A 19,743-nucleotide genomic window follows, 5' to 3' on the forward strand; every position below is an offset into this window, starting at 1 on the left:
TCAGAGCAGGTCGCGCAGTTTGTAGTACCACATGCCGAGCACGAGTGCGGGCGTGCGCAAGGCATCACCGCCCGGAAAGCGGTGATGCCGGATGCGCGTAAACACGTCGAACCGGGTGGCATCGCCGCTGACGGCTTCCGCAATCAGTTTTCCCGCCATGCCGGCGAACACCACGCCGTGCCCGGAGAAGCCTTGCGCATAGTAGAGGCACTTGCCGACGCGCCCCAGGTCCGGCGCGCGGTTCATGGTGATATCGATGAAGCCGCCCCAGGCGTAATCGACCTTCAGGTCCTCGGTCTGAGGGAAGACCCGCACCATGCGCGCCCGGATACGGTCCACCAGATTGCGGGGCGGACGGGCACTGAAGGTCTCACCGGCACCGAACAACAGGCGGTGGTCCGCGCTGACGCGGAAGTAATCGACGATGAGGTTGTTGTCCGATGCGGCTGCCATGGCCGGCATCAGCGCAGCGGCACTGGCGCGTTCCATCGGCTCCGTCGCAATCATGTACGTGCCCACGGGCATGATGCGCGCCTGGATCTCCGGTGCCATGTGGTCGCCGAATTCACCGAGGTACACGTTGCCCGCCAGCACCGCCTGCTTGCACGCGATCTCGCCCTCGGCGGTTTTCACCACGGCGTCTTCCCCGGCTTCGAGCCGGTAGGCCGCCGAGTTCTCGAACACCCGGACGCCTTTGCGCACAGCCGCCGCGCCCAGCCCGAGGCAGTACTTCAAGGGATGCAGGTGGCCGGAGTGTGCATCGTAGGCGCCGGCAACAAAGCGGCTGCTGCCGACGTACTGCGGCAGCTGGCCGTTGCCAATCCATTCGAGCGGATAGCCATAGACGTCACGGGTATGCCTGACCCATGCCTCCAGGTCGCGCACCTTTCCTTCGCGTGGCGCGAGGGTCAGGTAGCCGCGCACATAGTCGCAGTCGATGCCGAAGTGCGCGATGCGCTGGCGGAGCAGATCGATTCCCTCGACTGACACGTTCCAGGCCGCCTTGGCGATGTCCTTCGTGCACTGGCGCTCGATCGCCCGCTCGCCCTCGGACCCGAAGCCCACGATCGCCTGGCCGCCGTTGCGACCCGAAGCGCCCCAGCCGATGCGCTGCGCTTCGAGCAGTGCCACGCTGAAGCCGCGCTCGGCGAGTTCGATCGCACATGACAGTCCCGCGTAGCCGCCGCCGACGACGCACACATCGGCCTTGACATGCCCGTGCAGCGGTCCGTTGGGAACGGGGCGCTGCACACTCGCCTCGTAGTAGGAGTTCTCGATAACGCCCAGTTCCTTATGCAACAAGCCAGACATCCGCTTGTCCTCCTCGGGCCGGGTTCGCTACGTCACGCGAACGTTGATGAACTGCCAGGGATCTTCGTCCGCCGGTTCCCGGTACAACTCGGAGTGCTGGGCCAGCGGTGTCCAGTCGCCGTAGACGCCCACGACTTCGCCAAGATAAGGGCAAGCGATGCGCAGCACGGTCTGGTAATCGAGATCGTCGGGCTCGACCACGCCGGCTTGCGGATTTTCGATCGCCCAGACCATGCCGCCGAGAATGCCAGCCACGACCTGCAGGCTGGTAGCCGTGTTGTGCGGCGCCAGTTCGCGCGCTTGGGCGGTCGACAACCGCGAGCCATACCAGTAGACGCCACGCTCATTTCCCATCAGCAGGACACCGAGCTCGTCCATGCCGTCGGTGATGTCGTCGCGCATGATGCGCTGCCTGTCTTGCTTGCGCCAGCCGTGCCCGGCCAGTTCGTCGATCGACAGCAGGGTGTCGTCGCAGGGGCGGTAGGCATAGTGAACGGTCGGCCGATAGACCACTTCGCCGTTTTCCCGCAGCGTCAGGTGGTCGGCCATCGAGATGGATTCGCCGTGCGTGATCAGGAAGCCGTGGAACGGCCCGCCGAGCGGCGTCCAGCTGCGCACGCGCGTGCTGAAGCCGGGACGCGTCAGGTACACCGCGGCGTCGGAACCGAAGCCATGCCGCTGCGCATCGTCGGGCCAGTATCGTTCATGCGTGCCCCAGCCCAGTTCCGCGGGCTGCGTGCCTTCCTCGATAAAGCCGTCCACCGACCAGGTGTTGACGAACTCGTTGTCGCCCTTGCGCGCGGTGCCGACCTGCGTGTCGCGCTCGGCGATATGGATGGCTTTGATGCCGAGGCGTCGTGCCAGCGTCGCCCAGTCCTCGAAAGACCGGGGCGGCGCGTAATGCAGATCGTTGTCGGCGGCCAGGTTGACGAGGGCCTGCTTCAGGAGCGCGGAGATCAGGCCGGGATTGGCGCCTTGCGTCATGATCGCCGTCGGCCCGTTGCGCTTGTCCAGGCGGAATGCGAACACGCCTTCGCGCAAGGCATAGTTGCTGCGGCGCGATAGCGAGGCATTGGGATCCACCGAGCCGCCACGCCATGGCTCGATGGACGTGTCCAGGTAAAGCACGCCGTGTTCCCAGCAATACCGCACCAGGGCTTCGCTGGAAACGTTGACCGACAGGTTCAGCAGGAAATCGCCCTTGCCGGTGTGGCGCTGGAGAATCTCGCGATGGTTTTTCTCGTTCAGTCCTTGTTCGATCACTTGCACGCCATATTCCCGCGCGATCTCGACAGGCGTCCCGGGTGGGCAGAGCACGGTGATCTGCGACGGCTCCAGCGCGATATGGCGGAGCAGCAGCGGCAGCAGGGAACTTGCGATACTGCCGAAGCCGATGATGAGCATGCGCCCGTCAAAGCGGGCATGTTTGGTGAAACCTGTGTTGGGCTCGACCATCACTTTCCCCGGATGCGCGACAGCGCCATGGTTGTCTTCCACGCGATGGTGGTGCCCCATCCCCATGCAAACGCTATGCCAAGCGACCCAAGTCGTGCCGCGGCGAACCATTCGGGCGATTCACTTCGCGTGCCGGGTCTATGCTTGAAGTGAAGTCTGCCCTGAAGAGACGTATCTAGATTTCGCGCGATCCGGTCGCTATATCAGAGAGGAGCGGCGATGTATCCGGGGTTTGCGGTCGCTCAGGCAGGACCACCTGGAGAGCACCATGCTCGATCTGGCGACAGAGCTCCGCGACCTGGAGCGCAGCGAAAAACATATCGACGATGGGCGCGAGCGCATCCGGCGTCAGATCGCGCTGATGAGGGGGCTGCAAGCCGGAACCGTCGAGACGGCACTGGCACGCCAGACGCTGGCGGCGCTGCGCAGTTCCGTGGCCGCGCAGCGGTGTCATCGCGCGCTGATCCTGCAGGTGCTGAACGACCACCCGCGGCTGCGGCTAGGCATGGCGTCGGTCGAGGGATTGATTCCAGGGTAGAACGGACCGCACAGTGAATAGGTAAGCCTATCGCGAATCTTCGCGATGCAGCGATGTGCGGCATCCGCTTACAGTGAAAGGGTGGCTTCCCGACGCAAGAGGTTCCGGCTGGGCGGGCTCGATGTACTCGGGCAGCGCGGGCTCGCGGACCGCAAGCACCCCTCTGTTCCTTCCCGTCCTGCGGGAATCGTCAACGGGACAAGTTCAGACCGGGAACCGAACGTATCGCCAGCCGCGCACATTCGGTGAACCAGCTGGCGGGCGCATCCAGCACATTGCCTTTACGCCGGACGATCCCGATCTGCATCGTTGGTAGCGGCTCCTGCAGCCGGATCTCGCTGATCAGCGGCGCCATCCACGGCAGTGAAAGCACCGGCTGCGGCACCGGGGCGATGGCATCGCCCTGGGTAGACAGCACCAGCGATGCCATCGACGAAGGGCATTCGATGATTTGGCGCGGCAGTGGCACGTGATGGCGGAGGAACCACTGGCGAACCGTTTCGCTGGTGCCGCCGCGCGAACTGTCGAGGAGCCAGGCCGATTTCCCGAGGTCCGCCAGCCGATGCGGCCCCAGCCCGAACTTGCCGGGGCGGGTCGACATGGCGACGGCAAGGCGACCCAACGGCTCGAACGCCAGGTCCGCCCCCAACACCTCCGGCATCAGCGACGTGATCGCGACATCGACGGATCCGTCCCGCAGCAAGGGCAGCATGTCCGACAGGAAGGCGTCGCGAATGGTCAGGCGCGCGTCGGGATAGCGGCTGCGAAAACGCTGCAGTGCGTCCGGTAGGCACATCAGCGAGAACGCCGGCGTCACGGCCGCATGGATGTGCGGCGTGCCCTGTCCGGACAGGCTCCGGATCGACGCGCGGGCGTCGTCCACTTCGGCCAGTATCAGCTTGGCGCGCCTGAGCAGTTCAAGTCCGGCGTCATTGAGCCGCACGCCTTGCGGGCTGCGGCTCAGCAACGGCGCCTGCAGGTCAAGTTCCAGTTCCCGCAGGGACTTGGTCACCGCTGTCTGGGACAGTGCCAGTGAACGGGCCGCGGCGCGGATGGTGCCCTGTTCGGCAATGGCGACAAAGGCGCGCAACTGACTGTTCTTCATGTTCTCACCATCGCGGATAGCCATACTGAGGTGAACACCAAAAGGGTTCGCTATGAAATCTTATCAGTAGCGCGACGAGAAGGGGATTCCTACCATGCAGGGCATCGCGGAGGCCAGCGCTTCCGCCAACTATTCAGGAGATGCCATGCGCCCGCAGGTCAACTTCGAGAGCCCGGAAGGGCTTCCGGCTCCGCCCGGTTCCATGACCGCCAGTCCCGCCGCGGGCGAGAACGCCCTCTACGCCAGGGTGACAAGGCGGCTGGTCGGCTTCCTCTTCATCTGCTTTATCTTCGCGTTCCTGGACCGGATCAATGTCGGCTTCGCCAAGATCGGCATGCAGGCCGACCTTGGCTTCAGCGAAGCCGTCTTCGGGTTGGGCGCGGGCATCTTCTTCGTGAGCTACTTCCTGCTGGAAGTCCCGAGCAACCTGCTGCTGGGGCGTTTTGGCGCCCGGCGCTGGATTGCCCGCATCATGGTGACGTGGGGACTGTTGTCCATGGCCACCCTGTTCGTCAGGACGCCGACGCAGTTCTATGTGCTGCGCCTGCTGCTCGGCGCCGCCGAGGCCGGCTTTTTCCCTGGCGTCATGCTGTACCTGACGCAGTGGTATCCGGCCGACCGGCGCGGCCGCGTCATCACGCTGTTCATGGCGGCCATCCCGGTCTCCAGCATCTTCGGCAGTCCGCTGTCCGGCTGGATCCTGCGCGCATTCGACGGCCACGCAAGCATGGCCGCCTGGCAATGGCTCTACCTGGTCGAGGGATTTCCGGCCGTCCTGCTAGGACTGATCACGCTTTGCTACCTGCCTGACACTATCGCGCAGGCAAAGTGGCTCAGCCCGGCCGAACGGCAACTGCTGCAGCAACGTGTCGCCAGCGACGCGAAACACGCCAGCGCCCACCGCATGCGCGATGCCTTCCGCTCGCCGATGGTCTGGCTGCTTGCGTTCATCAACTTCGCCTTTCTGTGCGGCATTACGCTGGCCTTCTGGATGCCGTCCATGCTGCGCAAAGCCGGGGTGATGAACACGGTCGAGATAGGCTGGATGGTCGCCGTACCGTATGTCGTGGCGGTCATTGGCATGCTGGTGCTGGGCCGGACCTCCGATGCCAGCGGTGAACGCCGCTGGCACAGTGCCTTGCCCGGCTTTGCCGCGGCTGCGGGCCTCGCCGTCATGCCCTGGACGCTGGATAACCCGACGCTGCTGCTGGTTGCCGGCACCCTCGCCATCGGCTGCAACGTGGTCGCCAACGCGCTGTACTGGAACCTGCCGACGGCCTTCATGTCGGGTGCGGCGGCCGCCGTCGGTCTCGCCTTCGTCAATGCGTTTGGGCAGATCGCCGGGTTTGCCAGCCCATCGGTGTTCGGCTGGCTGTTTGCGACGACCGGAAGCGCATCGCTCGGCCTGGGCGTTCTCGCCGCTTGTCTCGCGCTGGGCAGCACCGCGGTGCTCCTGATGCCTGCTCAGGCCGTCAACCGCTGATTGAAGGGAGTTGTCCGGTGAAAGACTATTCCACTGCCCATGAATGCCTGCGCTCGCTGAGCCAGGGGGAAAGTTCAAGCGTCGAGGTGCTCAACAGCCAGTTGGACCGTGTCTCGGCGATCGATCCCGACATCAACGCCGTTGCGGTGCTGGATGCGGAGCGCGCACTGCTGCGCGCCGCCGAAGCGGATGCCGACCGCGCGCGCGGTCGGAGCTGGGGCCCCCTGCACGGCTTGCCGATTACCGTAAAGGAGTCGTTCGACGTGGCCGGCCTGCCCACGACGTGGGGCTACGAGGCCTTCAGGACCAATATCGCCACGCGCCACGCGGTGGCCGTGCAACGCCTGGTGGATGCCGGTGCGATCGTTTTCGGCAAGACCAACGTGCCGGTTTCGCTGGCCGACTGGCAGACCTTCAACCCGGTATATGGAACGACCAGCAACCCTTGGGATCCGACCCGCGTGCCGGGCGGTTCTTCGGGCGGATCGGCGGCAGCCCTGGCAGCCGGCTACACCTGCCTCGAACTGGGGAGCGACATTGGCGCCTCCATCCGGAATCCGGCGCACTACTGCGGCGTGTACGGCCACAAGCCGACCTGGGGCGTAGTCCCCATGGAAGGCCACGCGTTGCCGGGGATCGCCTGCATCGACAGCGTGGATATCGCCGTGGCCGGGCCCATGGCGCGCTGTGCGCACGACCTCGAACTGGCGATGGACGTGCTGGGGTCGCCCGCCCATAGCTTTGGCAGCCACGGCTGGCAGCAAGCGCGCTGGCGCGACCGCGGCAGGCCGGTCGAGAGCCTGCGGATCGCCGTCATGGCCGACGACCCCGTGGCACGCGTCGACAGCGCGATCGTCGCGGGACTTCAGGCGCTGGCTTCCTTCCTGCGCGGGGAGGTTGCCTGTGTCAGCGAGGACCGCCGGCCGGTCGACAGCGGCGAGGCGCGTGCGGTGTACCTGCACCTTGTGCGCGGCGCGACCGGAGCGTTTCTTCCCGATGACGCCTACGACGCGGCCAGGCGCACGGCGAACCTGCTTGACCCCGCCGACATGAGCTACCGCGCTTGCCACTATCGCGGCACCACGCTCACGCACCGGGACTGGTTCGCGCTCGACCAGCGCCGCGCGACGCTGCGCAGGCAATGGGACCACTTCTTCAACGACTTCGATTTGCTGATCTGCCCGGTCGCCACGACGACCGCCTTTGCGCACAACCAGAACGGCGAGCGCTGGGAGCGCATGCTCGATGTCAATGGACAGCCGCAGGAGAGCACCGATTCGATGTTCTGGGCCGGATATCCCGGGGTAGTCGGCCTGCCGGCCACCGCTGTCCCGCTGGGCCGCGATTCGCGTGGATTGCCGTTCGGCGGGCAGATTATCGCAGCGGCGTTCTCGGACTTCGTGGCACTGCGCTTTGCGCAATGGCTCGCGCGCGAATGGTATGCCTTCCAGGCGCCGGAATCGCTCTGCACGGCGGCCTCGACTGCCTGAAACGCCAACGGCCCGTGCATGGCGCGGGGCCGCCGCCTTGGAAAACGGGGCCCTCAGTCGGACAGGGCGCGCAGCCGTGGCGCGCGCTCCGGGTCCAGATGTTCGGCGAGGTTGTCCAGCGCGCGCGCCGCGTCGTGGCTCGACAGTGCGGCGAGCAGGTCCACGTGTTCGTCGACGACCAGGCGGACCTGCGTCGGATCCGGCGGCGTCGAAAGGCAGGCCAGCAGGTGGCGGAACCGGAGCGCATCGAACAGCTCGACCAGCAGGTCATTGCCAGCCAGGCTGACGATGGCCCGATGGAACTGGCGGTCGAGTTCGGCCGCCTCGAAGAAGTTGCGCTCCAGGACCAGTCGGCTGATCTCGCCGATCATGCGTGCCAGTTCCGCGGGGACGGCCTGTTTTTGCTGGCAGATGGTCCGGATGGCATGGCTTTCCAGGGCGAACCGGGCCTCAAGGAACTGGCGCAGTTCCTGGGCGGTCACGCCGCGCACGCGGGCGCCTCGCCGTGGAATAAGTTCGATGAATCCCTCCGCCGACAGGCGTCGCAAGGCCTCTCGAATCGGCGTGCGTGACACGCCGATTTCTTCGGACAGCGGTTCTTCTTCCAGGAAGGCGCCGCTGGCGTATTGCCCGCGCAGGATCTGCCCGTGGATGTGCTGGTAGGCGCGTTCGGCGGCGGAGAGCGCGGTGGTGCTCTTGGAACTCTCGGAACCCATAGGGTGGATTTTTGTGTACGTCATGTATATCCGCGACATGCCTGCACCGAAAAAAGGCTTTATCGGTCATGTCGCTCACATTCGTGTGCTGCGGGAAATTCACGTCGAATCATAGCGCAAAACGCGAAAAGGCCCATGGATCCGGCAACTCCACACGCAGATTCGTCGGGTAAACGCCGATTGCTGGAGCGGATTGCGACCTCTATCTTTGCATACGTCATGTATACACGACGTATGCAATAAGATCTGCGGTCGGTGTCACACGCGATATCGATAGGCAGGCCCGTTCACGCGAAGCGATTTTTTCCCGCACCAGATATGAAGACGAAGCTTTCCCCCAACCATCTTGGCCTCTGGTTTTCCGGACCGAACATAGCGACCGCCGAGATCGGCAAGACTATCGGCTATCGCGTGGCGATCCTCGATATCGAACACGGCACCTTCGATCTGGATGCCCTCGACCGCTTCGTGCCGTTCCTGAAAGCGCTTGGCTATGAAGTCTTCGCCAAGGTGCTCGGCCCGACCCGTGAAGCTGTCCAGCAGGCGCTGGACTTTGGCGCGGATGCCGTCGTGATTCCCCACATCTCGGGCGTCGAAGAGGCGCGCCGTGTGTGCGGCTACGCAAAACTGCCGCCGCTGGGCGATCGCAGCCTCGCTGGCGGCAGGACGACCCATTTCGCCTACCCGGCAGATGCCTGGATCGCAGAGCAGGACCGCAACACGAAGTGCTATCCGATGATCGAGGACGAGCACGCGCTGGCGGAAGTCGACGCGATCCTCGACCTGCCTTGCGTGGACGGGGTCTTCATCGGACCGACCGACCTCTCTATCCGGCGCGGCCGCGGCATCTACAAGCGGCAAGCAGGCGACTGGGCCGATATCGAGACGATTGTCAGAGCGGCCAAGGCCGCAGGCAAATCCTGGTTGTTCCCGGCATGGAGCCCGGAAGAGCAGGCTTTTGCGATCGAGCACGGCGCGGAACGGGTGTTCATCGCGATGGAGCAGGTTGCGCTGTATCGCGGGCTGAGCGCCATCTGGGCGACGGCTAACGAGACGCTGCAAAACCATTCCGGGCAGTAAGCCGCGTCGCGCTTACGCACTTATCGACTTCCCCTGGGAATCCCCGGATTCCGGGATTCCTGAAACAGGATACGCAAACATGAATTCACCAATCAATCAGCCGGTGGTCAAGACCGTCCAACGCTGGGCGTGGATCCTCACGATGGTCCTCGCGCTGGCGATGGTTGTCTCCGTGATCGACCGGTTTGCGCTGTCGCTGCTGATCGAGCCGATCAAGAAGGCGTACGACATCACCGATTCGCAGATCGGATTGCTGCAGGGCCTGGCCTTCGGCCTGTTCTATGCGGTGCTGGGCCTGCCGTGCGGCTGGCTCGCGGACAAGTGGTCGCGCAAGGGCACCATCGTGGTCGGGCTGCTGGTCTGGAGCGCGGCGACCGCGGCATGCGGACTGACCACGACCTTCGTCGGGCTGCTGGCCTCGCGCATGCTGGTCGGTGCGGGCGAGGCTGCGCTTGCGCCGTCGGCCTACGCCATCATCCACGATCAGTTCCCGCGCACGATGATCAATCGCGCCCTGAGCCTGTTCCAGGTAGGGGCGGTCATTGGCGCGGGCACGGCCTTCTACATCGTGGGTGCGATGTATGACTATCTGAAGGGCATTGGCCCGGTGGTCACACCGTGGTTCGGCACGCTGCAACCGTGGCAGCAGACGTTCGTGGCCGTGGCGCTGCCGGGCCTGGTGCTCACGCCGATTCTCTGGTGGGTGCTGTCGCGCACCGAGAACAAGACGCCGGTGGCCACGAAACGCGGCCATGCGGGCGCCGTCGCACCGCACGTGGGTACGGCCCGCTACATGTGGTCCGACCGGACCTTTATTGCGGCGCTGTTCATCGGCATGTCCGGTCTGCTGACGATGAACTACGCACTGCTGTCCTGGCTGCCGTCCATTTTCGCGCGCGAGTTTGCCTGGACGCCCGGCCAGATCGGCAAGCCTTATGGCCTCATCGTGCTTGTTGCCAGTTCCGTCGGCATGCTGGTCGGCGGCTGGGCGGCTGACCGCATCCAGAGCCGCCAGCCGGAAGTCGGTGTGCTACGCGTGCCCCTGACCGCGGCGGTGATCGGCCTGCCGTTTGCCGCCGTGCTCATGCTCGCCCACACGCCGGTGCTGCTGCTGGGCCTGGCCGCGATCCTGCATGCCCTCTGCACGTGCTCGATCGGTGTCGCTCCCGCCTTGATTCAACTGCGCAGCCCGGCGTCCATCCGCAGCCGCGTCTCGGCGGTCTATGTCCTCGCGGTCAATCTCTGCGGGCTGGCCGTCGGACCGCTGCTGGTGGGCGAGATGACCAAGCTCGTTCCGCAAGGCACCGAGGCATTGCGCACTGCCGTCGCCGCCGTGGGCGCCACCGCACTGCTGGTCTCGGTCGTTGTCCTGGCCAGCTACACGCTGGCAGCGCGAGGCCGTACGGCCACTGCGATGTCCTGACAAACGGACGCCATGGTCCCGGCCCCTTCCTGATCCCGCGGCGCGCTTGCGCGCCGCCATCCCGGATTTACCCGAGCCAAAGTCGTCAGGCGCTCTCGCCTGGCGGTGGCTCCCTTTTTTTCCTGATTTCGCTACACCCAACCGAAACCCAGTCATGAAGATCTCAGTCATCCAGTTGAACGCCGGCAATAGCAAGCCGAAGAACATCGAAAAGGCGCTCGGCCTGATCGAGCGAGCCATGCAAGCCGATTCCCCCGACTTCGTGGTGCTGCCGGAAATGGTGGCCTGCATCAGCGCGTCGCCCAAGGAGATGCGCGACTCCGCCGAAGCGTTTCCTGACGGCGAGGCTTACCGCGCCTTCAGCGAAGCGGCCCGCCAGCACAACATCATTCTCCATATTGGCAGCATGATGGAACGTGCCGGCGACGACGTCTTCAACTGCTCGCTCATGTTCGGCCGCGACGGCAGCCTGCTGGCGAAGTACCGCAAGATCCATCGCTTCGATGTGGTGTTCGCGGATGGCACCGAACTCAAGGAATCGAAGCTGGTCGGACGTGGCGACGAGATCGTCTGCGTGGACGTGGAAGGCGTCAAGATCGGCTTCTCGATCTGCTATGACATGCGCTTCCCCGAGCTTTATCGGGCGCTGGTGGAACGCGACGCCGACATCATCGTAGCGCCGTCGGCCTTCACCTTCGAAACCGGCGCGGCCCACTGGGAAGTGCTGCTGCGCGCGCGCGCCATCGAAACGCAGACCTACTTTGTCGCGCCGGGCCAGGTGGGCACGTTCGGCGAGGGCAAGTACAAGAACTTCGGTCATTCGATGATCATCGACCCGTGGGGGCAGATCGTGGCCCAGGTGTCGAACACCGAAGGCCATGCCTCGGCAGGCTTCGACCGCGACTATCTCACGCAGATCCGCGCGCGCATGCCGCTGCGCCAGCACCGCGTTCTCTGAGCGCCGAGCGGAGCCTACCCATGTTCGACATTCGACCCATGCCGGAGGCGCTGCCTCCGGAGATCCATCGCGCCGCGATGGAAGCCGAGCCCGCCACCATCGGCCACTTCCGGCTGCTGGGCTTTCCCGACGCGGGAATCCGACCGCTCTTTGGACGCATGCGCATTGCCGGCCCTGCCGTGACCCTGGCCTTGCCCGCGGCGGATTCCACGCTGCTGCATCACGCCGTGGGCATGTTGCGGCCGGGTGACGTCCTGGTCATCGACCGGCTCGGTGACAACCGGCACGCCTGCCTGGGCGGAGGCGTTGCCTATGCCATCGCCAAGGCCGGTGTCGCTGCCGTGATCGTTGACGGTCCCTGCGCGGACCCCGCGGAAATCCGCGACCTGTCGCTGCCGGTCTGGGCACGCGGCTTCAGCAGCATCACGACGCGCCTTCAGGGCATCGGCGGCGCCATGAACGTGCCCGTGAGCTGTGGCGGCGCGGTCGTGTCGCCGGGGGACCTGGTGATCGCCGACGAGGGCGGCATTGTGTTCATGCCGCGCGCGCAGGCACTGGCCCAATGCGAGCAGGCGATGAAGCTCCAGCGCATGGAGCAGCAGGGGCTGCCCCTGATCACGGCGGAGCGGCCGCTTGGCGAGCTGACCGGCGCGAGCGCGCTGGTGCGCGCCAAGCTCGTGGCCGGCTAGCACGGGGGAGGGCGCGGCGGCTTGCCCGTTTCGCGCCTTCCACGATTCACGACGAAACCGGGCATCACCCCAACGCCCGCGCGGCACGCGTCCCGGGCGCGGACACGCGCGTCTGTTGCCCGTGACCTGCATGCGGGCCAGACGCCGGATGCGGCGGGCCGAATAAAACCACAAAGAGGAAATCCGAAATCATGAGTTCAAGCCTGAAAAGGACCTGCATCACCGTGGCCTGCGGCGCAGCCCTTGCCGGATCGGCGTCGTTCAGCACGCCGGCGCTCGCGCAAAGCAACGTCATCCTGTACGGCGTACTGGATGCCCCGATCGAATATGTGAGCAAGATGGGCAGCAGCGCGCCGACGCTCAACAACGGCCAGGTCACCTACCAGCAAGGCGGGAGCCGGCTTGCCATGGGATCAATCGGCGGACTCGCCGGCCCGCGCTGGGGCCTGCGCGGGACCGAAGACCTGGGCGGCGGCAAGCGGGCCATCTTCGTGCTGGAGAGTGGTTTCGGGGTGGATACCGGCATGTCGGGCAACGGCGGACGCCTGTTCGGACGACAGGCCTACGTCGGCCTGCAATCCGACGCCGGCCAGGTCATGCTCGGCCGGCAGTACACGCCGCTGTTCGAAACCATGGCCAACTTCGCGCCGCTGCGTTATGCAAGCCTTTACGAGCCAGTGGGGGCCCTGACGGGCCTGGACAACCGCTCGGACAACACGGTCAAGTATTCCGGCACCTTCGGCGGCCTGACCGCCATGGCCCACTATTCCTTTGGCACGGGTGTCGGGCTGACCGGCATGACGCCGCTGGCCGGCGCCGGTGCCGGCGAAGTGCCCGGCCACGGCCGCGACAACACCGGCTTTGGTGCCGGGGTTTCCTATTTCTCGAATGGGTTTGGCGCCGCACTGGCCTATGACGAATGGCATCCGGCCATTGCCGCAGGCAGCGCGGGCAAGCAGCGCAAGCTCGCTGGCGCACTGCGCTACAACGTCGGGAACGCCAGCGTGATGGGCGGCTATCGCTGGGGCTCCACGCAGTTCGCCGACGGTTCGACGCTGTCGCGCGACGATTTCTGGTGGGCGGGCGCGAACTATCAGCTGACATCGGCACTCGGCCTCCAGCTGGGCTATTACTACTGGAACCTGAAATCGGTGCGGCTGGTGCAGACGGCCGCGGCCACTACCCCGGCCAGCCCGTGGGAAGTGGCGTTCGTTGCCGACTACGCGTTCTCGAAGCGGACCGACGTCTACCTGACGACCGCGTACGCGCGCAACGCGGGGCTGAATTTCGATACGTCGAATACCGGCTTTGCCACCGGCTACTTCCCCACCCCGGGGCAGCGCAGCATGGTGGGCGTGGCGGTTGGCATTCGTCAGATTTTCTGAGGATTGGCCACCCTCGATGCCGGCGGGACCGCCTGGCATCGAGGGCAAGCCGCGCATCACCATAGGGAGGGTCCCAATGAATGAAAAAGCCGGCGTTGCTACCCCTGCGGGCCGCACTTGCCGGCTTCATTTGGCCTCGCTGACGAGACCGGTACTTCCGGGAGCGCTTGGCTCAACCGTTGGCGTAGCTTACCTTGGCCTTGCGGGCTTGCGTCTGCAGACGGGTCAGCACGGTTTGCACAAAGGCAATGGCGCGCTTCACGTCGTTCGAAATGCCCAGGCCACGGGAGCCCAGTTCGCGCTCGATCAGGTCGCGTTCCAGTTGATCGGTCAGCTTGATATCGGATTGGGTGTTCATGGCGTCCTTCCTTACAGGGATTACCCTCATGGGGTTTTCCCTGATTGTAGCAAAGGAATTGTCGCGTTGCAGCATTACGTAAAAATACGTATGCGAGAAAAGCAACGTGTGATGTGAAAGCTCTCCGGCATGTGGCGCTTTGGCTTAACGGCTGTTTTGTGAGACAGACTCACAACCCTTGCCAGACCTTTTCGTTTGGCGCCAGCGTGGCGTCAGGCTATCTTTCAAGCCTTCTTCGCGGTTCTTCCGGACACCATGCCCCCGCTCGTCCTGTGCTGCCTGCTGATCACCTACGTGGTCTGGGGCACGACCTATCTTGCGATCCGCTTCACGCTGGAGAGCTTTCCGCCGTTTCTGATGACCGCCTCGCGCTTCCTGTGCGCGGGCCTTTTGCTGACCGCATGGCTGGCATGGCGGCGTACGCCGATGCCCGCCTGGCGCCAACTTCGTAACTGTGCGCTGCCGGCGATCTTCCTGCTGGTGGGCGGCATGGGCCTGACCGCCGTTGCCGAACAGACGATTTCATCCGGGGCCACCACCGTCATGATCGGGTCGATGCCCATCTTCGGACTGTTCTGGAGCGCGTGCTTCGGCACGCGGCCGCGCTGGTATGAGGGGCTGGCGATTGTCATCGGCAGCGCTGGCATCCTCGTCCTGACCGGGGGCGCGGAATTCCGCGTCAGTGCCACGGGCGTGGTGGCGCTGCTGCTGGCCGTGGCCAGCTGGTCGTTCGGCTCGCAGGTAGCGCGCCGGCTGGAACTGCCGGAAGGGGCGGCCGCCTTCGCCGCGGAGATGCTGATCGGCGGGGTAATCCTGATGACCCTGTCGGTGCTGAGGCAGGAGCCCTGGCCGGCGTCGGTCAGCGCGCAGGCGTGGTGGGCCTGGGGCTATCTGGTGGTGATGGGCTCGCTGGTGGCGTTTTCCGCCTACATGTACCTGGTCACGAACGTGAGCCAGACGCTGGCGACCAGCTATGTCTACGTCAATCCGCCCGTGGCACTGGCCGTCGGTGCCTGGCTGGGCGGGGAACAGATTGCCCCGCAGACGTTCGGTGCAATCGCGCTGATCCTGTCTGCGCTGGCTGTGCTGGGTGTCGGCAGCCTGCGCGCCGCCCGTGCCGAAGCGGCGGCCTGAGCCGCGCCGATCCGGTCAGAGCGAGGACGATTGCTCTTCGATCCAGAGTGACAGGCGTACCTTGTACGCCTGCTGGATATGGCGGCGCGTGATCTGCTCGGCGAGCGCGGGGTCGCGCTTTTCCAAGGCTTCGACCAGCGCCAGGTGTTCTTCGTAGGAAACGCGGGCCCGTCCCGGCACCGCGAGCGTGGTGCGGCCAAGCAGCGCCATCGATTCGTGCAGCGAGCGCAGCGTCTTGAGCAGGTAGCGGTTGTGCGCGCAGCGATGCAGGGTTTCGTGGAACAGCCGGTTGTTGCCGGCCAGGCGGTCGGGGTCGTCGGCCATCGACAGGTCGCGCTCGACAATATCGCGCAGCAGCGAGATCTCGACGTCCGTGGCGTGGCGGGCGGCCAGCGCGGCGGCGGTGCCTTCCAGCACTTCGCGCATGACATAGAGCTCGCTGACCATGCTGGCGTCGAGCTGCGTGACCATCATGCCGCGATTGGGCTCGTTGACGACCAGGCCTTCGGATTCCAGCCGCGACAGCGCTTCGCGTACCGGCGTGCGCGAGAGGCCCAGCGATTCGGCCAGTTCCACCTCGCGCAGGCGCGTACCCGGGGACAGCTGTCCGGCCTGGATGGCCGCACGCAATTGCTGGTAGGCGCGCTCGGAACGCGGCAGCGACGAAGCCTGGCCGGCATCGGCGCCGCCGGAAAATTCGGTGGAGATCATGTGAAGCTGGCTGATGGACCCGTGTAAGCGGTCATCATACCCGCTCGCAAGCCGCTGACATCACTGCGACGCAATAGTGTGCACCGCGGGCGGGGCCTTGCTTGCCGCCTTCCGCGCGACCGCCGTCGCGAAGGCGAGTCAGGCACCGTAACCCGTCGGCGACTGGAACGGGTGGTACTGATATAGCCAGGTTTCGGACAGGGGCTTGCCGCCGAGCCGCAGGAACAGCCGCAGGTCGACCGGCTCCTTGCCGTCGGCCGCCAGGTCGAACTGCGCACGCCAGTGGCCCGCCACGCCATTCGGCACCGCTTCCGTGAAGACATAGGAGAACTTGCCGCGCGATGCGCTCAGTACCGCTTCCGGCTTGACGCCGAACGGCAGCTTTTCCAGCGGGGCGCCCCTGAACTCCACCATGAACTTGCGCACGCCCTGCGGGCGCGGCTGCCCGGGCTGGCCGCCGTTGCCCATGCGCGTGGCCACGCAGCGCGCGAGCGGGCTCGGGAAGGGTTCGTCGGCGAGCCAGTGCAGGCGGTAGCGCAGGCGGTAGGTATTGCCGGCGCGCGCCGCAGCCTTGGGCACCCACATGGCCACGATGTTGTCGTGGATCTCGTCGTCGGTGCGCAGTTCGACCAGCTGCACCGCCCCGGCGCCCCAGCCGTCGCGCGGCTCGACCCACAGGCTGGGCCGGCGTTCGTAGTTGACGCCGTCCTGGTAGTGATCGAACTGGCGGTCGCGCTGCAGCAGGCCGAAGCCGCGCGGGTTGTCGTCGGCGAACGCCGAAGCCATGGTCTGCGGCGGGTTGTTGAGCGGGCGCCAGATGTGCTCGCCGGCGCCGTTCCAGAGCGCCAGGCCGTCCGAATCATGGACTTCGGGGCGCCAGTCGACCGCGGTGCCTTTCATGGTCTCGGAGAACCAGTACATCGAGGTGAGCGGTGCCAGGCCGAGACGCGCCACGTCCTTGCGCAGGAACAGCGCGCATTCCACGTCCATCACCACGGCCTTGCCGCGCTGCATGACGAAGCGGTAGGCGCCGGCGATGCTCGGTCCGTCGAGCAAGGCGTAGACCGTCACGGTGTCGCCCTTGCCTTCGGGCGTCTCGAAATAGAAATGGGTGAAGTTCGGGAATTCCTCGGCCTTGCCCGCCTCGGCCACGTCGATGGCGATGCCGCGCGCGGACAGGCCGTACTGGTACAGCTCGCCGATCGCCCGGAAATACGACGCGCCCAGGAAGGCGACCCAGTCGTTCTTTTTCCAGTCCCTCGCTTTCTGGTCGCCCAGGCGGCTTTCCTGGAAGCGGAAGCCAGCAAAGCCGCTGCCGCGCGGCAGCTTGTGCGCGGGGCTGTCGGCGGGCATGTCGAAGTAGCTTTCTTCGTAGACGATCTCGCGCGCATTGCCCTTGCCCTCGCGGCCGCGGTCGATCACATGCATGCGGACCGGCGTGCGGAAGTAGGTGCCCAGGTGGAAGAACGTCACCGGGAACTGGCCGGGGCCGTCGGCGAACAGCGCATTCTCCGGACGGAAGCGGATCTTGCCGTGGGCGTCGTAGTCGATCCGGTCGAGCACCTCGGGCGGCGGGGCGGGCGGCGCCGCGTAGGGCTTGCCGGCCAGCGCGCGGGCCTGGTCGATGAGGGCGTCGAAGCTGAACGGGCGCGGGTCGCCCAGCTTGATCCCGCTGGCGGCCAACGCCGACGGAGTGATGCCCAGTGCGGCCAGGGCAGCGGAGGCGGTGGCGGAAACCAGCAGGGTGCGGCGATTCATCATGTGGCGTCAGCGTCCTTTTTTCATCTTGCGTCAGTGCAGAACTGTAAGAGACGCCCCGGTCCGGCGAAAGTTCGGACACCGACTGTTACAGCGAGAGGGCGACCCAGTCACTCGCCGGCGCGGACCCTGCGTTGCGCCCGCCGCTTCCGCGAGATCATGTTCAGCCCCTCCACAGCGGCCGAGAACGCCATCGCTGTATAGATATAACCCTTGGGCACATGGGTGCCGAGGCCTTCGGCGATCAGCGTCATGCCGATCATTATCAGGAACGCCAGCGCCAGCATCACGATGGTCGGGTTGCGGTTGATGAAGTTCGCCAGCGGCGTGGCGGCGAATAACATCGCCGTGACGGCGGCGATTACCGCGATGAACATGATCTCGACGTGTTCGGTCATGCCGACGGCGGTGATGATGCTGTCGATCGAGAACACCAGGTCCAGCACCAGGATCTGCCCGATGGCGCTGGCGAAGCTCTGGGTCGCGCTGGCCTTGCCGGTGTCGTCGCCGCCCTCGGGCTCGCCCGCGACGTGATGGTGGATTTCACGCGTGGCCTTCCAGACGAGAAACGCGCCGCCGGCGATCAGGATCAGGCCGCGCCAGGAAATGCCGCGCCCCAGCACGGTGAAGATCGGCTCGGTCAGCGTAACGATCACGGCAATCGTCGCCAGCAGTGCCAGGCGCAGGATCAGCGCCAGGCCAATGCCAACGCGCCGCGCCTTCTCCCGCATGGCTTCCGGCAGCTTGTTGGTGAGGATGGAGATGAAGATCAGGTTGTCGATGCCCAGCACGATCTCCATCGCAACCAGCGTGGCCAGCGCAGCCCAGGCGGCGGGATCCTGCAGCAATGCGAGGGACGATTCCATGTGAGCTCCGATCGAGTGTAGGAGGGCCCTTGCCGCTGGCCCGCAAGCGCAGTGTCGCCGACATGGTAGCAAGCGCTTGTGGCGGCGGAAATCCGGAAGTTGAAGATTAAGGTTGTCGTCGGCCTTTGTGGAATATAGTATGTGATATATCAATGAATACTATCGAGCCATCAAGGAGACAGGCAATGAAAGTGTGCATCTATGGGGCAGGGGCCATCGGTGGCTATGTCGGCGCTCAGCTGGCGCGCGCCGGGGCGGAAGTCAGTTTCGTTGCGCGCGGCCCGCACCTGGCCGCCATGCAGGCCAACGGCGTGCGCCTGCTGATTGACGGCGAGGAGCGGGTGGCCAAGGTGAACTGCACCAGCGACCCGCGCGAACTCGGGCCTCAGGATTATGTGTTCATCACCCTCAAGGCGCATTCGGTGCCCGGCGTGGTGGATCTGATCCAGCCGCTGCTGGGCCCGCAGACGGCGATCGTCACCGGCGTCAATGGCATTCCGTACTGGTACTTCTACAAGCATGGCGGCAAGCTCGCCGGCTCGACGCTGGAAAGCGTGGACCCCGGCGGCCGGCAATGGCGCGGTTTCGGACCCGAACGCGCGATCGGCTGCGTGGTCTATCCCGCCGCTGAAATCATCGAGCCCGGCGTGATCAAGCACGTGTATGGCAAGAAATTTCCGCTGGGCGAGCCGGACGGCAGCCAGTCCGAGCGCGTGACGCGACTCAGCCAGATGATGATGGCCGCCGACCTGGATGCCCCGGTGCGCGACAACATTCGCGACGAGATCTGGCTCAAGCTGTGGGGCAACCTGTGCTTCAACCCGATCAGCGCGCTGACCCATGCGACGCTCGACGTGATCACCGCGAATCCCGCCACGCGTGCGCTGTCCCGCCAGATGATGCTGGAGGCCCAGAGCATTGCCGAGTCCTTTGGCGTGAAGTTCCGCGTCGACGTGGAACGGCGCATCAACGGCGCGGGCGCCGTGGGGGCGCACAAGACGTCGATGCTGCAGGACCTGGAAGCGGGCCGGGCGATGGAAATCGATCCGCTGCTTACGGTGGTGCAGGAGATGGGCCGGCTGGTCGAACATCCCACGCCGATGTGCGACGCCGTTCTCGGCTTGATCAAACAGCGCGACGAGATGGCGCGACTGGCGGCCTGATCGGGCCACCACGTCGACGCCGCCCGGTCCATGCCTTGCACGGTCCGGGCGGCGCTTTCCGTCGTGCCATCGGCGAAGAAAGTCACGTTTTCTTGGCTTCGCCGTCGGGATGGGAATTGT

General features: G+C 65.5%; 18 protein-coding genes. 10 read left to right on the plus strand and 8 right to left on the minus strand.

Translation table 11 applies throughout. From position 1 onward, the window contains the following. Both ACIGJC_RS19820 and ACIGJC_RS19825 read right to left on the minus strand, forming a co-directional pair. Entirely contained in the window at window positions 1-1,311 is a 1,311-nt protein-coding gene (locus tag ACIGJC_RS19820) for an NAD(P)/FAD-dependent oxidoreductase (RefSeq protein ID WP_483713836.1), read from the minus strand. 27 nt (window positions 1,312-1,338) lie between these two features. Beyond that, window positions 1,339-2,766 (minus strand): homospermidine synthase, encoded by a 1,428-nt coding sequence (locus ACIGJC_RS19825; RefSeq protein WP_483713838.1) that lies wholly within the window; start codon window positions 2,764-2,766, stop codon window positions 1,339-1,341. A 268-nt stretch (window positions 2,767-3,034) separates the two neighbouring features. Between ACIGJC_RS19825 and ACIGJC_RS19830 the strand changes: the two genes are divergently transcribed. Beyond that, on the plus strand, window positions 3,035-3,304 hold the full coding sequence (locus tag ACIGJC_RS19830) for a hypothetical protein (RefSeq protein ID WP_483713839.1): 270 nt from the start codon (window positions 3,035-3,037) through the stop codon (window positions 3,302-3,304). 190 nt (window positions 3,305-3,494) lie between these two features. On the opposite strand, the gene ACIGJC_RS19835 is transcribed toward ACIGJC_RS19830, so the two are convergent. Further along, window positions 3,495-4,409, minus strand: a complete 915-nt coding sequence (locus tag ACIGJC_RS19835; protein ID WP_483713840.1) for a LysR family transcriptional regulator — start codon at window positions 4,407-4,409, stop codon at window positions 3,495-3,497. Window positions 4,410-4,554: 145 nt separating this feature from the next. Between ACIGJC_RS19835 and ACIGJC_RS19840 the strand changes: the two genes are divergently transcribed. After that, window positions 4,555-5,892 carry an MFS transporter gene (locus ACIGJC_RS19840; RefSeq protein WP_483713842.1) on the plus strand — a complete coding sequence of 446 codons (1,338 nt, stop codon included), beginning with the start codon at window positions 4,555-4,557 and terminating at the stop codon, window positions 5,890-5,892. Window positions 5,893-5,909: 17 nt separating this feature from the next. Next, the gene (locus ACIGJC_RS19845) at window positions 5,910-7,382 is read left to right on the plus strand and encodes an amidase (protein ID WP_483713843.1); all 1,473 of its coding nucleotides are present in this window, start codon (window positions 5,910-5,912) and stop codon (window positions 7,380-7,382) included. Between the two features lie 53 nt (window positions 7,383-7,435). Here ACIGJC_RS19845 and ACIGJC_RS19850 read toward each other — a convergent pair whose 3' ends face one another. Beyond that, window positions 7,436-8,122, minus strand: coding sequence for a GntR family transcriptional regulator (locus ACIGJC_RS19850; protein WP_483713844.1), 687 nt, complete (start codon window positions 8,120-8,122; stop codon window positions 7,436-7,438). A gap of 294 nt (window positions 8,123-8,416) precedes the next feature. Here ACIGJC_RS19850 and ACIGJC_RS19855 point away from each other — a divergent pair, with 294 nt between their 5' ends. The 5 genes from ACIGJC_RS19855 (at window position 8,417) to ACIGJC_RS19875 (ending at window position 13,633) form a co-directional block, all read left to right on the plus strand. Continuing rightward, window positions 8,417-9,178 (plus strand): HpcH/HpaI aldolase family protein, encoded by a 762-nt coding sequence (locus tag ACIGJC_RS19855; protein WP_483713845.1) that lies wholly within the window; start codon window positions 8,417-8,419, stop codon window positions 9,176-9,178. 79 nt (window positions 9,179-9,257) lie between these two features. Next, complete coding sequence (locus ACIGJC_RS19860; RefSeq protein WP_483713846.1) at window positions 9,258-10,601, plus strand: MFS transporter; 1,344 nt, start codon at window positions 9,258-9,260, stop codon at window positions 10,599-10,601. 154 nt (window positions 10,602-10,755) lie between these two features. Then, on the plus strand, window positions 10,756-11,559 hold the full coding sequence (locus ACIGJC_RS19865; RefSeq protein ID WP_483713847.1) for a carbon-nitrogen hydrolase family protein: 804 nt from the start codon (window positions 10,756-10,758) through the stop codon (window positions 11,557-11,559). A 20-nt stretch (window positions 11,560-11,579) separates the two neighbouring features. Beyond that, the gene (locus ACIGJC_RS19870; RefSeq protein WP_483713848.1) at window positions 11,580-12,248 is read left to right on the plus strand and encodes an RraA family protein; all 669 of its coding nucleotides are present in this window, start codon (window positions 11,580-11,582) and stop codon (window positions 12,246-12,248) included. A 191-nt stretch (window positions 12,249-12,439) separates the two neighbouring features. Next, a complete protein-coding gene (locus ACIGJC_RS19875; protein WP_483713850.1) occupies window positions 12,440-13,633 on the plus strand; it encodes a porin in 1,194 nt (397 codons plus the stop codon). Window positions 13,634-13,805: 172 nt separating this feature from the next. On the opposite strand, the gene ACIGJC_RS19880 is transcribed toward ACIGJC_RS19875, so the two are convergent. Then, window positions 13,806-13,991 carry a hypothetical protein gene (locus ACIGJC_RS19880; protein ID WP_483713851.1) on the minus strand — a complete coding sequence of 62 codons (186 nt, stop codon included), beginning with the start codon at window positions 13,989-13,991 and terminating at the stop codon, window positions 13,806-13,808. A 255-nt stretch (window positions 13,992-14,246) separates the two neighbouring features. Here ACIGJC_RS19880 and yedA point away from each other — a divergent pair, with 255 nt between their 5' ends. Next, on the plus strand, window positions 14,247-15,125 hold the full coding sequence (gene yedA / locus ACIGJC_RS19885) for a drug/metabolite exporter YedA (RefSeq protein WP_483713853.1): 879 nt from the start codon (window positions 14,247-14,249) through the stop codon (window positions 15,123-15,125). A gap of 15 nt (window positions 15,126-15,140) precedes the next feature. Here the strand turns inward: yedA and ACIGJC_RS19890 are convergent, their stop codons facing one another. The 3 genes from ACIGJC_RS19890 to ACIGJC_RS19900 all read right to left on the minus strand — a co-directional run bounded on the left by ACIGJC_RS19890 (window position 15,141) and on the right by ACIGJC_RS19900 (window position 18,460). Next, entirely contained in the window at window positions 15,141-15,836 is a 696-nt protein-coding gene (locus tag ACIGJC_RS19890; RefSeq protein ID WP_483713854.1) for a GntR family transcriptional regulator, read from the minus strand. Window positions 15,837-15,974: 138 nt separating this feature from the next. Next, window positions 15,975-17,597 (minus strand): OpgD/OpgG family glucan biosynthesis protein, encoded by a 1,623-nt coding sequence (locus ACIGJC_RS19895; protein WP_483713855.1) that lies wholly within the window; start codon window positions 17,595-17,597, stop codon window positions 15,975-15,977. A gap of 107 nt (window positions 17,598-17,704) precedes the next feature. Continuing rightward, the gene (locus ACIGJC_RS19900) at window positions 17,705-18,460 is read right to left on the minus strand and encodes a TerC family protein (RefSeq protein WP_483713856.1); all 756 of its coding nucleotides are present in this window, start codon (window positions 18,458-18,460) and stop codon (window positions 17,705-17,707) included. A 185-nt stretch (window positions 18,461-18,645) separates the two neighbouring features. Between ACIGJC_RS19900 and ACIGJC_RS19905 the strand changes: the two genes are divergently transcribed. Further along, the gene (locus tag ACIGJC_RS19905) at window positions 18,646-19,623 is read left to right on the plus strand and encodes a 2-dehydropantoate 2-reductase (RefSeq protein ID WP_483713857.1); all 978 of its coding nucleotides are present in this window, start codon (window positions 18,646-18,648) and stop codon (window positions 19,621-19,623) included. The last annotated feature ends 120 nt before the right edge of the window (window positions 19,624-19,743 follow it).

It is taken from the genome of Cupriavidus sp. C3SS-1 (assembly GCF_057073755.1).

What these genes read in the sequence shown, in the direction of transcription:
- ACIGJC_RS19860 (WP_483713846.1), top strand. Translation starts at nt 9,258, where the DNA reads ATGAATTCACCAATCAATCAGCCGGTGGTCAAGACCGTCCAACGCTGG.
- yedA (WP_483713853.1), top strand. Translation starts at nt 14,247, where the DNA reads ATGCCCCCGCTCGTCCTGTGCTGCCTGCTGATCACCTACGTGGTCTGG.
- ACIGJC_RS19875 (WP_483713850.1), top strand. Translation starts at nt 12,440, where the DNA reads ATGAGTTCAAGCCTGAAAAGGACCTGCATCACCGTGGCCTGCGGCGCA.
- ACIGJC_RS19905 (WP_483713857.1), top strand. Translation starts at nt 18,646, where the DNA reads ATGAAAGTGTGCATCTATGGGGCAGGGGCCATCGGTGGCTATGTCGGC.
- ACIGJC_RS19830 (WP_483713839.1), top strand. Translation starts at nt 3,035, where the DNA reads ATGCTCGATCTGGCGACAGAGCTCCGCGACCTGGAGCGCAGCGAAAAA.
- ACIGJC_RS19835 (WP_483713840.1), bottom strand. Translation starts at nt 4,409, where the DNA reads ATGAAGAACAGTCAGTTGCGCGCCTTTGTCGCCATTGCCGAACAGGGC.
- ACIGJC_RS19825 (WP_483713838.1), bottom strand. Translation starts at nt 2,766, where the DNA reads ATGGTCGAGCCCAACACAGGTTTCACCAAACATGCCCGCTTTGACGGG.
- ACIGJC_RS19855 (WP_483713845.1), top strand. Translation starts at nt 8,417, where the DNA reads ATGAAGACGAAGCTTTCCCCCAACCATCTTGGCCTCTGGTTTTCCGGA.
- ACIGJC_RS19880 (WP_483713851.1), bottom strand. Translation starts at nt 13,991, where the DNA reads ATGAACACCCAATCCGATATCAAGCTGACCGATCAACTGGAACGCGAC.
- ACIGJC_RS19865 (WP_483713847.1), top strand. Translation starts at nt 10,756, where the DNA reads ATGAAGATCTCAGTCATCCAGTTGAACGCCGGCAATAGCAAGCCGAAG.
- ACIGJC_RS19850 (WP_483713844.1), bottom strand. Translation starts at nt 8,122, where the DNA reads ATGACGTACACAAAAATCCACCCTATGGGTTCCGAGAGTTCCAAGAGC.
- ACIGJC_RS19890 (WP_483713854.1), bottom strand. Translation starts at nt 15,836, where the DNA reads ATGATCTCCACCGAATTTTCCGGCGGCGCCGATGCCGGCCAGGCTTCG.
- ACIGJC_RS19900 (WP_483713856.1), bottom strand. Translation starts at nt 18,460, where the DNA reads ATGGAATCGTCCCTCGCATTGCTGCAGGATCCCGCCGCCTGGGCTGCG.
- ACIGJC_RS19820 (WP_483713836.1), bottom strand. Translation starts at nt 1,311, where the DNA reads ATGTCTGGCTTGTTGCATAAGGAACTGGGCGTTATCGAGAACTCCTAC.
- ACIGJC_RS19895 (WP_483713855.1), bottom strand. Translation starts at nt 17,597, where the DNA reads ATGATGAATCGCCGCACCCTGCTGGTTTCCGCCACCGCCTCCGCTGCC.
- ACIGJC_RS19870 (WP_483713848.1), top strand. Translation starts at nt 11,580, where the DNA reads ATGTTCGACATTCGACCCATGCCGGAGGCGCTGCCTCCGGAGATCCAT.
- ACIGJC_RS19840 (WP_483713842.1), top strand. Translation starts at nt 4,555, where the DNA reads ATGCGCCCGCAGGTCAACTTCGAGAGCCCGGAAGGGCTTCCGGCTCCG.